General features: G+C 34.4%; 8 protein-coding genes. 4 read left to right on the forward strand and 4 right to left on the reverse strand.

The genetic code is table 11. The annotated features are described in order from the left end of the window. Nucleotides 1-13 precede the first annotated feature (13 nt). The 3 genes from P2W65_RS12935 to P2W65_RS12945 form a co-directional block, all read right to left on the reverse strand. Nucleotides 14-1,336, reverse strand: coding sequence for a DUF3472 domain-containing protein (locus P2W65_RS12935; protein WP_289666066.1), 1,323 nt, complete (start codon nt 1,334-1,336; stop codon nt 14-16). 90 nt (nt 1,337-1,426) lie between these two features. After that, entirely contained in the window at nt 1,427-3,124 is a 1,698-nt protein-coding gene (locus tag P2W65_RS12940) for a RagB/SusD family nutrient uptake outer membrane protein (protein ID WP_289666067.1), read from the reverse strand. Between the two features lie 10 nt (nt 3,125-3,134). Continuing rightward, a complete protein-coding gene (locus tag P2W65_RS12945; RefSeq protein WP_289666068.1) occupies nt 3,135-6,215 on the reverse strand; it encodes a SusC/RagA family TonB-linked outer membrane protein in 3,081 nt (1,026 codons plus the stop codon). Nucleotides 6,216-6,858: 643 nt separating this feature from the next. Between P2W65_RS12945 and P2W65_RS12950 the strand changes: the two genes are divergently transcribed. Continuing rightward, nucleotides 6,859-7,509 carry a sugar-binding protein gene (locus tag P2W65_RS12950; protein ID WP_289666069.1) on the forward strand — a complete coding sequence of 217 codons (651 nt, stop codon included), beginning with the start codon at nt 6,859-6,861 and terminating at the stop codon, nt 7,507-7,509. A gap of 15 nt (nt 7,510-7,524) precedes the next feature. Here the strand turns inward: P2W65_RS12950 and P2W65_RS12955 are convergent, their stop codons facing one another. Beyond that, on the reverse strand, nt 7,525-8,565 hold the full coding sequence (locus P2W65_RS12955; RefSeq protein WP_289666071.1) for a LacI family DNA-binding transcriptional regulator: 1,041 nt from the start codon (nt 8,563-8,565) through the stop codon (nt 7,525-7,527). 233 nt (nt 8,566-8,798) lie between these two features. Here P2W65_RS12955 and P2W65_RS12960 point away from each other — a divergent pair, with 233 nt between their 5' ends. The 3 genes from P2W65_RS12960 (at nt 8,799) to P2W65_RS12970 (ending at nt 12,323) form a co-directional block, all read left to right on the forward strand. After that, nucleotides 8,799-9,890, forward strand: coding sequence for a mevalonate kinase family protein (locus P2W65_RS12960; RefSeq protein WP_289666072.1), 1,092 nt, complete (start codon nt 8,799-8,801; stop codon nt 9,888-9,890). A gap of 6 nt (nt 9,891-9,896) precedes the next feature. Further along, nucleotides 9,897-10,778, forward strand: a complete 882-nt coding sequence (locus P2W65_RS12965) for a sugar phosphate nucleotidyltransferase (RefSeq protein WP_289666073.1) — start codon at nt 9,897-9,899, stop codon at nt 10,776-10,778. Between the two features lie 165 nt (nt 10,779-10,943). Further along, nucleotides 10,944-12,323 carry a sugar MFS transporter gene (locus P2W65_RS12970; protein WP_289666075.1) on the forward strand — a complete coding sequence of 460 codons (1,380 nt, stop codon included), beginning with the start codon at nt 10,944-10,946 and terminating at the stop codon, nt 12,321-12,323. Nucleotides 12,324-12,346: the final 23 nt, after the last annotated feature.

Consider the following 12,346-nt stretch of genomic DNA (forward strand, 5'->3'; position numbering starts at 1 on the left):
TTTTAAACATGTATTACGGTAAATTATTAAAATCTATTTCTGGTTTTTTATTGTTGAGAGGTCTTGTAAAGTTAGTTTTTGGTATTGTATAATGATTGAAAAAACCTCCATTTTTTAAATAGAAAAAGCCTTCTTCAGATCCACAGGCAAAATCCATACGATATTCTTTAACTCCTGTATTGTCATTGGTAAATCGAACAGTATTAATTTCTGTCCACTTTCCTTTTTCGTCGCAAACCCATTGATTGTTGAAGAACACTTTACGAGATAAATCGCCTTGTTCCGGAATAAAATTTTCTAAGAACGAGTGAAACCTCTTTAAATACGTATTGGTTTCTGGACGTTTAAAACTGGCAATTAGCATCCATTTGTTTGCTTCTGGAGCGAAAAAATACGCGGTATATGTTGTAGTATTATCTCCGTTTGGAAAACCTCTAAGTAAGAATTTATAAGTTGTACCTGCTTTCCAATTGTACTTTAAATAGCTTTGTCCGCCAGAACCTTCGTTTCCAAATTCTCCTGTATGCACATTTTCGCCTTTTTTAAGCATTTTGATTTTGTGTGATTCTGGAATACTGTTTGGGTCATCGGTACTAAATGGACTCCAAACCGAAAACAAAACTCTTCTTTCGGTTGGCGAGTTTACTTGAATTCCGAAATAACCTTCGCCAAAACCATTTGCCATAAAATAAGAACCAATTTTGTCTTCGTTTTCAGGAACGGTAATTTCATTGTAAAACCATTCTGCATTTATGTTTTCTGGAACAGGATAGTTTAAGTGAACAGATGGGCCGCGTCGTCCCCAATGATAAAAATTACCTTCGTTATTTGGAACATAAGAAATTTTTCCTTCGTAATCAGCGCTGGAAATTTTTAATCTATTGATGGATGGAAAACGATCCCCGCTTTTACTAATTCCTTTTATTTTCAGTGCCACATAACCTTCCTGATTGATTTTCCAATTTCCAATGACAACTGTTTTCTTTGAAGTATTGAAAGTAACTTTTTTGGCTTCATTAAGGATTGAAAATTCTATCTCCGATTTTCCGAAAACTTCCACAGATTCTTCTACAGCAATCTGAAAAGTTCCCGGTTTAAAAATTCTGAAATAAACAGTAAAGGTTTCGGCAGCATTTTTCCAATTCTCGATTCCGTTGTCTGTGATCGTGTTGTTGTCTTCTAAATGTTTAGAGCTGTATGCATTTCCTGCCAATGGTAAAGAAATCTCCGTTTTCGGATTTTTCAGAGCATTGTTTTCTATATCAGTTTCATTGTGATCTGCACAAGAAAAAGATACAAGTGAAAAGGCTAAAATCAGGTTAAATAAATTTTTCATTAGTAAGTATTGAATGATTAACTTTTTTTAAACCTCTCTAATCTTTACAACTAGAGAGGCTGTTAAAAACAATAAACAAATCTAAAACGATTATGGGTTTTGGGTCAAAGTACCCGGATAAGCATTAATTTCTGATTGCGGAATGTATTGCACTACTCTTAAACTTGTTGCTGGAACGTCATTCATTGGTAAATGCGGGCCAGGATAACGACGCGTCATAGTTTGTCCGTTTCGGTACACATCATAACCACGGTGTGCTTCAAAAGCCAATTCTAATTGACGTTCTTCATCAATTCTTTGTACAGCGTTTGTACTGTTTAAAGAAGTATAACTGCCGCCTATAATGGCTCTTTCACGAACCTTATTTAAATTGGTTAAGGCGTTGCTATAATCTCCTTTTTTGGCATAAGCTTCAGCAAGATTCAAATACATCTCGGCTAATCTTGAAATAATAGGAGAGTGTAAGTGTGAATCATTATCCTGAAGCGAACATTTTGTAATATAGTACATTGGGTAAACACGGTTCAAAAGCATCATGTAATCTTTTTCGCCAGTATATGTTTTTCCTTCGTACACAATTGAATATTGATTTTCTGCAGCATTTACAGTTGTCAAATTGTAATTTGTAGCTCCGATAGTTATGAAAAAAGAACCATCAGGATTACGTTTTAAAGGTTGCTGCATGTAGTTGTATCCTGTCTGTGTTCCTCCAGCATTAAAGACATCATAGATAAAACGGAAAGCTTCTGTTTTGTTTCCTGCAGCATCTGTAGCATATTGCGGATCAATAAAAGCCCAGCGTGCGTCATTTTTTCCTCCCGCTTTGCGAAGTAAATCTAGATATTTAGCGCTGGCATACATTTCTCCCCAGCCTTGCCCTTGAATGTTGGCATACATACCGCCAATTCCGTAATAGTGATCATAACCAGAGAATTCAGATGCAACTTGTTTTACTGCAAAAATAGTTTCTGTTTGTTCTGGAGCATCAGGTGCATAAGTATTGTATTTCATGAAACTCGCACGGCTTAATAAATTGTAGCGACCGCTCGCAATTACTTTATTTGAATATTCAATAGATTGGGTTGCATACTCTTGATTTGGCGATTCATAAGTACCGCTCATATACAAATAGATTCTAGAAAGCATTGCCTGAGCCGCTTCTTTTGTTGCGTAAGCGGCAGTCTTATTTACATTCATTAATGATTCTGCTTTTTTCAAATCATTGATTGCTTGGGTATAAGTGTCTTTTACAGTTGAACGGTCTGGCAAAGTCAAATTATTTAAATCTGCCGGAAGACCATTTACAATTGGAACCCCCAAATTAGTTTCAGGAGATTGCGCATAAGGTCTTCCATAAGTTTTACACAAATAGAAATAAATCATTCCTCTTAAATAATATGCTTCTCCCAATTGCTGATCTACAGCATCACTTTCTCCTTCTTTAATAATTTTAATTAAATCACTTGATTGTGAAATAATTTTATAACTGTTGTTCCAAAAAACAGATAAACGTCCGTTATTAGTAACATGTTGATAGGAAATAAAAGAATAAAAAGCATCAGTAGACGTTCCTCTAATCATAATATTGTCTCCAGGATATTCACCAACTCTGTGCATCACGTCAGACCAGCCTTTTAGCTGTGCATAACATCCGTTCAATAAAACTTCAATTGAAGCCTCTTTATCTTCCTGAATTTTATCTTGTGTATAAGAATTAAATGGCTCTCTGTCTAACTCACATGAAGACAGGAAACTAATTGCTGTAAATAATAGAAATATCTTTTTCATGATTTTGCTTTTAAAGAGTTAAGTTAAGTCCTAATACCACTTTTCTTGTTGAAGGATAGACCTGTGAGGCAACTCCAGAAATTACATTTTGTCCAGTTGCACTATTGTAATTAGGAGGAAGTTCAGGATCAACACCAGAATAATGTGTGATCGTAAATAAATTTTCTCCAGCGATGTACAATCTTAAATTTGAAATATAAAGACTTTCAATCGGCATGTTGTAACCTAAAGTAATGCTTCTCATTTTAAGGTAAGTTCCAGTTTCTAAGAAACGAGAAGAAGCTTTATTAGAGTTGCTTGGGTTGTTGTAAATAGCCTGCGGATGTGTTGCAATATCTCCAGGTTTTTCCCAACGGCTCCAGCCGCTATGTAAATTCATTTGATTACGGTCTGTATAAGCTCCATCCGAATCAAATTCTGCTCTAGCATAATTGTAAATTTCCCCGCCTACAGAGTAACTGAAAATAGCTGCGAAATCAAAACTTTTATAATTTAAATTAGTAGAAAATCCTCCAAAAAAATCAGGCGTATAGGCTCCTATTACTTTTTGGTTTTTAGAAGCCGCAGCATAATCATAAGTTTTAACACGAGCTCCGTTTGCATCTGTCGTCATCCATTGCGGTTTTCCATTTTCTGGGTCAACACCAGCCCATTCTGTTAAGTACCAGCTATCGACATCTAGTCCTGGCGTAAGCAGTTTTGAGGCAGAACCAGCAATACCACTTCCATCACCTACAATGATTTGTGTTTTACCACCATAAAGACTGGTCACTTTATTTTTGTTTGTTCCGATGTTCGCATCAACAGACCATTTGAAATTGTCGTTTTTAATGATGTCAACATTTATAGATGCTTCAAAACCTCTATTATTTACTGCTCCAACGTTTCTCCAAATACTGGTTACCCCAATTACACCTGGAAGCGGTACTTGGTATAAAAGATCAGAAGTATTTTTATTGTAATAATCTAAAGTAATATTGACGCGATTGAATAATCCGATATCCAAACCAATATCGCCCGTATACGTTTTTTCCCAGCTTAAATCAGGATTTCCCAATTGTGAAATTAAAGCGCCTGGATTTTCATTGTAACTTTGAGAGAAAGAATACAATGGCAGGTGCGGGTATAAGCTGTTTGGTCTGTTTCCTACCGAACCATAACTCGCTTTCAATTTTAGATTATTAATGAAATCGGCATGGAAAAAGCTTTCCTTATGAATGTTCCATCCACCGCTTACAGAAAAGAAATTTCCATATTGAGCATTTTTCCCAAAGTTTGAAGCTCCGTCACGACGGAAAGAAACTTGTGCCAAGTAACGGTCATCATAAGAATAATTCACATTAGACAATAAAGATTGAACTGCCCATTGCGATCTTCCACCACCTACTTTTTCTGGAACAGCGGCTGCATCAGCAACGATAATTCCCGGCGGAATTCCAGTTGCGATTCCGTTGCTGTATTTAGAGTTGTATTCGTTCCATTCATAACCTGCAACAGCATTAAAACTATGTTTGTCGAAAGTTTTATTAAATCTTAAAAGTTGGTTGCTATAAACTCTGTTATAATTACTGAAATAATCCTCAATTCGTCCTTTAACTGCTAATCCAGATGAAGATCTAGGATCAGAATAATACGTTGAAGTGTAATTTCCAAAAATGTAATTATTAACAGAAGCAAAGGTCAGCCAGTTTGTGAATTTAATATCAAAATCCATATTGGCACGAACTGTATAACTTTCAGATTCGCCATAATTCCATTGTAAATCATACAAATAATTAGAGCCCGTTGTATTTACCCAAGTTGGATTTGGAGCATTTCCAACCAAAGTACCATCCTCTAAATACGGGCTATCCCAAGGCATATTTCCGTACAATGCACCTACAGAATGCTGTTGGTCAAATGTAGTTTCTTTGGTTAAGTTTATTTGAGGGCGTAAAGTAAACCAGGTGTTAGGTTTGTACTCAAACTTCATTAAACCATTGTATTTTTTGTATTCATACCCTTTTACAGCGCCTGTTTCATCATAATATCCTAAAGAAACATAACTTTTAAAATTATCGCCACCTCCGCTGATAGACAAATTGTAGTCGTTCGCTATCCCTGTTTTGGAGCCATTGTTCCACCAATCGTAGTTTTTGTTTCTTAGTTCTGGAGTCCACCACCAAACATTTTTAAAATCTTCTTTGTTGGCGAAAGAATCATATAAATCATATAATTCAGCGCCATTCATAATACTGAAATTTCCGTTGTTGATTGTAGTCATTGCCGTTCTTGCAGAAAAACTAATAGAAGGTTTTCCTTTTTTACCGCTTTTGGTAGTGACAACAATAACTCCGTTTGCACCTTGAGAACCGTAAACGGCTGTAGAAGCGGCGTCTTTAAGAACAGTAAGGGTTTCAATATCTGCTGGATTCATATTTCCAGAACTGTTTCCAACAATTACGCCATCAATAACCCATAACGGATCTGTACTTCCGTTTACAGTCGTTCTACCGCGGATAATGATTTTCCCGACAGAGCCCGGCTGGCCTCCGCCTGTGTTTACAAAAACACCAGTAGCTTTTCCAGCCAGCATATTTTCTACAGCTGGAGTAGTAATATCAACGATTTTTTTGTTGTCTAAAGTTTGAAGAGATCCTGTTAAACTTTCTTTTTTTACTTTGCTGTATCCCACAACGACTACTTCATCCATTTGCTGTCCAGCTTCTTTCATTGTGATTTTTAATGAAGAATTACCTGCTGGAACTTCTTGTTCCTGCATTCCAAGGAAAGAAAACACTAAAATTGTGGAAGCATTTGGGACTTCGATAGCAAAACTACCATCCATATCGGTTTGAACACCGGTTTTACTTCCTTTAATCACAACATTAACTCCAGGGATTGGAGTTCCTTTTTCGTCTACAACTTTCCCTTTTACAATTTTTTGAAATGCCAATAAACTGGTTTTGTTTGAATCGATTTCACTAATTGGTGCTGCAGTCGCTGCTTGAATACTTAAAGACAACAATGAAAATAACGCCGTTTTTAAGCTTTTTTCAAGTACTGAATGCATTCTAAAAGTTCGAGACTTTTTAGCGAATACTTTTTTCATACTCTGGTTAGGTTTTGGTTAATAATTGAGTTTTTTGTTTAGTTGATTTTTTTCTTTTCTACAGATTAAAATTTTGGTTTTGTTGACGTTTTTGAATCACTTTTTTTAACTGAAAATGATCAAAAATTGATGCAAAAAACATCGTTTAAATTCTAATTGTTTGACGAAACTATAGATTAAAAAATTATAAAACAAGAAAAAACACAAAAAATGTGCTCGAACACATAAAATTTATGTTCTCGAGCACATTTTTTATGTTACTGATTTTTTTTGACGCAAAAAGTTGCTGATATTCTAAAATAAAATGTAAAATTGACAGTTGTCTGATTTAATCGGATTGTTAGCGGGAAGTTTTCTTTTTTAAGGAATATAAAGTGCTTTTTGTTTTTACTAATAATTCCGCAATTGTTTATTTCTAAATCTAAGAATTAATTAAGTATTTTCAAGATTAAAATGTATAAGTTTTTTCTTTCTCTAGTTTTTTAATTAGAGAATCAGGGGAAAACAAAATTAGATTTTATGAAAAAGTTTGTCTTATTTAGCGTTTTTAAAAAGAGTTACAAGTAAGAATTTTTTAAAAGGTAAAATAGAAACTTTAGAAACACGCTTTTTGCTTAAAAAAAATAAAATAAAAACCTAGAAAATGAGTTCAGATTTAAAAGCCTACAAAGTCAATTTCGTTAAACAAAATGAAAAAATAAACATTGAAAAACTAGATGCTGATTTTTGGGAAAAAGCAAATTGCCTGACCGATTTTTGTTCGCCTTGGAAAACAGAATCATTTTCGAAAATTGAATTTAGAGCCAGATGGAATGCTGCTTATTTGTATTTCAATTTTCAGGTTTTTGATTCTGAAATTTATATTGATCGAAAAGACAATTCTACAGACAGTATTTGCAATTCAGATCGTGTGGAGCTTTTTTTTAGAAAAGATGAAAAACTAAGTCCCTATTACTGTTTGGAAATGGATGTAGATACTCGTATTTTAGATTTTGAGGCTTATCCAAAATGGAATTTTGATTACGATTGGAAATGGCCAAAAGGGCATTTAGAAATTTATTCGTTTAAAAATCCTAATTCATTTACTGTTCAGGGAAAAATAAGCATGACTTCGCTTAAGGAATTAGATTTGATTCAAAACAATGTTATTGAAGCAGGAGTGTACCGAGCTAAATTCTCAAAAAATGAAAATTTAGAATACGAACCAACATGGATTTCCTGGGTTAATCCTAAAACGGAAGAACCAAATTTTCATATTCCTTCCTCTTTCGGAAAATTTATTCTAGAAGATTAAGTGCTAAAAAGAGAGTTAGTAAATATAGAAATCGGCATTTTCAACATTGATAATATCAATTGGCAGTAAAATGGTTTCGGGAATTTCTTTGCTGTATAAGAAATGTTCTGCCAATGTGCTTACGCCTAAATAAGCCTGTCTTTTTTGATTTTGATGAATCAAGAAATGCAGTAAGCCTTCGTTTAAGTAATTGACATTTTTTTCGATTAAGTCGTAACCAATCAAAGCTATTTTTTTGTCTTTTAAACTGGAAAGAGTTGTGGCAATTTGATACGCTTTTGAAGTTGTAATGAAAATGCCTTTTAAATCCGGATTTTCGTCCAAGAAGTTTAAAAATTTGCTTTCAACATTTGGGTGTTTCAGTTTTAGAGTGGTCAATGAAAAAGCATCTAGTTTTTTTTCTTCAAAATAACTTTTAAAACCTTTTTCTTTTTCCTGCATGTGGACGGCATTCTTCAAGCTTTCGTCAATATGGACAATTGCGATCTGGCCTTCAGATAAAATTAAGTTCATCAAACTGGCAGCAACTCGGCCGCTTTTATGAAGATCCTGACCGACAAAACATTTTACAGTATTGGATTCAATTTGATTATTGAAAGTATTGACAATTACATTGGACTCCTCGTAAACTTTAACCGCTTCAATGGTTTCTTTATGAAATACTGGCGCAATTAACACGGCATCAGGTTCAAGATTTAATACTGCGTCGTTAGCATTTACAAAAGATTTTTTGCTTTCTGGATTAAAATATTGAATGGTAATATTGACACTGTAAGGTTTAAATTCTTTTACAGCATCCTGAATCCCGTTGACACAAGGAAGCCAGTATGAATCTATTTCAGGATCAGGAAGGAGAACGCAGATTTTATAAATTTTGGTGTTTTTTAAATTTCGTGCTATTAAATTCGGTTCATAATCAATAACATTTAAGACCTCATTAATTTTTTCCAGCGCAGCAGGAGAAACCTTTCCTCTATTATGCAAAACCCTGTCGACAGTTCCTTTAGAAACGCCGGCCATTTGCGCAATGTCTTTAATAGTATATTTTTTATCCATATAAGCAAATATATAAATTACATTTAATTTTTCGGAATATACTTTGGATGAATTTTAAAAATGTGCTCGAGAACATTTTTTAGTGTGTTCGAGCACATTTTTTATTGATTTATTTGTTTTATCAAAATATAATCTATAGTTTCGTACAATCAAAACCCAAAATCAAAGTAAATTTACTAATCAAAACATACTTTAAAACACTGGTTTTTAGTATTATAATAGCTTGTTTTTAAATGAGAAAAATTACAGCTTCAGCGCCGGGGAGAACATGCCTTTTTGGAGATCATCAAGATTATTTAGGACTGCCTGTTATAGCCTGCGCTATAGATCGAAATATAAAATTAATTGCAAAGGAAAATCAGACCGATACATTTGTTCTCAATATGATTGATATTGACGAAATTCGGATTATTGATATTCATGCTGCATTCGAAAAATTAGAACCACGAGATTATTTTGCTTCAGCATTGCGTGTTTTGCGTAGATATGGCTGTAAACCCACTACAGGTTATACTATAACGATTACGGGAGATATTCCAATAAATTCAGGCACATCAAGTTCTTCTGCTTTATTAATGGCTTGGATTCGCTTTCTGATAGAGGCTTTTGGGATTGATCATGAAGTGACGCCAGATTTCCTTTCCAAATTAGGGTACGAATCGGAAGTTTTAGAGCATGGAGAACCTGGTGGTATGATGGATCATTTCAGCATTGGCGTTGGAAATATCGTGTATATTAATACTAAAAAACCTTTTTCATTTGATGTAATCGGAACCGAATTAAAAGGTTTGATAACGGGAGTTTCAGGAGTTCCAAAAGAGACAATTGGTTTAATCGGCGAGTTAAAAGGAAATGCTTTAATGGCCATTGATATCGTCAAACAAAATTATCCTGACTTTGATTTAAATACGTCTGAAGTTAAAGATTTGAATCAATATCGCAATTGCCTTCCAGACAGATTAATTCCTTATTTTGAAGCGGCAATTAAAAATTACCATTATACGAAAGAAGCATTAATTGAATTTGAAAAACCAGTTTTAGATCTTAAAAAAATTGGTGCTTTAATGAACGGTCATCATGAAGTATTACGTGATCTTCTCAAAATAACAGTTCCAAGAATTGATGCCATGATCAATGCCGCTTTGAAAGCCGGAGCATACGGCGCAAAGATCGTGGGTTCTGGCGGAGGTGGAAGTATTGTGGTTATTGCTGATCCTAAAAGTGAAGACGAGGTAATTGAAGCAATCTTAAAAGCTGGTGCTGAAGAGGCTTATGCTGTAAATGTAGATCCAGGAGTACGAATTATAGATAATATTGAAATTTAAAATACAATGCACGACAATTTAGTAATTCTAGCCGGCGGAGCTTCTTCTCGAATGAAAAAAGAAGCGGTTTTAGATAATTTATCTCCAGAAGAAATAGCGCAGGCTAATGAAAGAAGCAAAGGTTTAATTGGTGTCGGCGCAAGCGGAAGACCTCTGTTGGATTATCTTTTATGGAATGCCCAAAAAGCGGACTACAAAAACATTTATATTATTATAGGAGAACAAGGCGATTTGTTTAAAGAGTTTTACGGAAGCCAGATGAAAAATAATGATTTTCATGGTCTTAACGTTTCGTTTGCTGTTCAATATATTCCAGAAGGGAGAGTAAAACCATTTGGAACTGCCGATGCTTTGTTTCAAGCTGTAGAACAATATCCGGAGCTTAATTCTCAGTTTTACTCGGTTTGTAACAGTGATAATTTGTATTCGGCAGAAGCCTTGCGTGCTTTGAGAGAAACAGAAAGTCCGAATGCTTTTATAGGTTATGACCGCGATGCAATGGATTTTCCCTTAGAACGTATTTCCCGTTTTGCCATTGCAAAATTAGATCAGAATAATCAGTTGCTCGATATTTTAGAAAAACCTTCTAAAGATGTTTTAGAACAATACAAAGACTCAGAAGGTAAAATAAGAGTAAGTATGAACGCTTTTAAGTTTAATGGCAAAACATTGTATATTCATTTAAAGAATTGTCCTGTTCATCCAGAACGCGATGAAAAAGAATTGCCGACAGTACTTTTAAACTCCGTTAAGGAAAATCCGAATACTACGATCGGAATTCCGTTTTCAGAGCATGTTCCAGATTTAACGGCTAAAGAAGATATTGCCGATGTAAAAGCATATTTAGCAAAATATTACCCTGATTTAAACTGGAATAGCAAAAATTAACAAAACTTTCATATCTAAATTAGAAATTAAGGAAATTTAATGTACTACTTTTGTTTTGCAAAAAAAATGCAGATATTTGCATAAATTACGCATAAGGTAATTAAAGCGTTGATTCTAATTTAGATTTTGAAAGAACTAAATCTATAACTAATCAACCCGAAAATTATGACAAACATTCAAAGTACATTACAATTAGAAAGAAAAAACACCCTTGTTCCAATGGTGATTTTGACTTTATTGTTTTTTATCCTAGGATTTGTAACCTGGCTGAACGGGCCGCTAATTCCGTTTTTTGAATTGGCTTGCGAATTAACTTCTTCTCAAGCCTATTTCGTGACTTTCGCATTTTATATTGCCTATTTTGTAATGGCTATTCCATCTTCTTATATTATTGAAAAAGTGGGTTATAAGAATGGAATTTCCTTAGGATTATTGATAATTGCCGCTGGAGCATTTATGTTTTATCCTGCGGCTGCAAGTCGAACATTTCTCTTGTTTTTATTAGCCTTATTTGTAATGGGAACTGGTCTAGCGGTTTTGCAAACGGCTTCAAATCCTTATGTTGTGGTAATCGGCCCAAGAGAAAGCGCGGCAGCAAGAATCAGCGTTTTGGGTATTGCTAATAAATTGGCAGGATTTGTGGCGCCGATTGTGTTGACTGTTTTGGTCTTGTCTAATATGCAGGACTTCACGGCTGATAAAATCGCTTTGATGGATGAGGTTTCGAAAACAAATGCTCTAAATTCTCTTGCATTGCAATTACAAAGACCGTATCTTTATATGGGTTTGATTATTACGGTTTTAGCTTTATTGGTAAAATTTTCTCCTTTGCCGGAAATTGATTTAGATGAAGAAGGTAATGTATCAAATCTGAATATTTTTAAACAAATAAAAAACGCATTTAGACATCCGCAGCTAGTTTTAGGAGTAATCACTTTAATGTTGTATTTGTCTGCCGAAGTGTTGGCTGGAGATTCGATCGGAGGTTTTGGAAAACAGCTTGGCGTTTATGGAGACGAAGGGAATTTTTATTTGAAGCTAACTTCGTTTACCATGTCGGCAATGGTTGTTGGGTATATATTAGGGATTGTTTTAATACCCAGATATGTTTCGCAGGTTACGGCTTTAAAAGTGTCGGGCATACTTGGAATAATACTGGTTTTGACAATTGTTTTAATATCGCCTAAAATAATAATTGCATTTGCAGGAATTCAAAATATGCCAGTAGTTATTCTTTTAGTAGCATTGCTGGGATTAGCAAATGCTTTGTGCTGGCCGGCGATTTGGCCAATGGCTTTGCAGGATTTAGGAGGATATACCAAGATTGGAAGTGCGATTTTGATTATGGGAATCATTGGTGGTGCCGTTTTTCCATTATTCTATGGAATGATTACAGAAAGCATCAATTCGTCAATCGTTGCAAAAAATATGCAAAACGTTTCAAGGAGTGGCAATCAGATAGCTTATTTAATGTTATTGCCTTCATATATAATGATATTGTTTTATGCTGTAAAAGGACATAAATACAGGAAATGGAAAAGTTGAACAAAAAATAAAAATTAATATAT

The organism is Flavobacterium panacagri (genome assembly GCF_030378165.1).
Classification (GTDB): domain Bacteria; phylum Bacteroidota; class Bacteroidia; order Flavobacteriales; family Flavobacteriaceae; genus Flavobacterium; species Flavobacterium panacagri.

Excerpts from the sequence above, each read along its gene's own strand:
- P2W65_RS12945 (WP_289666068.1), bottom strand. The coding sequence starts at position 6,215 with ATGAAAAAAGTATTCGCTAAAAAGTCTCGAACTTTTAGAATGCATTCA.
- P2W65_RS12935 (WP_289666066.1), bottom strand. The coding sequence starts at position 1,336 with ATGAAAAATTTATTTAACCTGATTTTAGCCTTTTCACTTGTATCTTTT.
- P2W65_RS12970 (WP_289666075.1), top strand. The coding sequence starts at position 10,944 with ATGACAAACATTCAAAGTACATTACAATTAGAAAGAAAAAACACCCTT.
- P2W65_RS12965 (WP_289666073.1), top strand. The coding sequence starts at position 9,897 with ATGCACGACAATTTAGTAATTCTAGCCGGCGGAGCTTCTTCTCGAATG.
- P2W65_RS12955 (WP_289666071.1), bottom strand. The coding sequence starts at position 8,565 with ATGGATAAAAAATATACTATTAAAGACATTGCGCAAATGGCCGGCGTT.
- P2W65_RS12950 (WP_289666069.1), top strand. The coding sequence starts at position 6,859 with ATGAGTTCAGATTTAAAAGCCTACAAAGTCAATTTCGTTAAACAAAAT.
- P2W65_RS12960 (WP_289666072.1), top strand. The coding sequence starts at position 8,799 with ATGAGAAAAATTACAGCTTCAGCGCCGGGGAGAACATGCCTTTTTGGA.
- P2W65_RS12940 (WP_289666067.1), bottom strand. The coding sequence starts at position 3,124 with ATGAAAAAGATATTTCTATTATTTACAGCAATTAGTTTCCTGTCTTCA.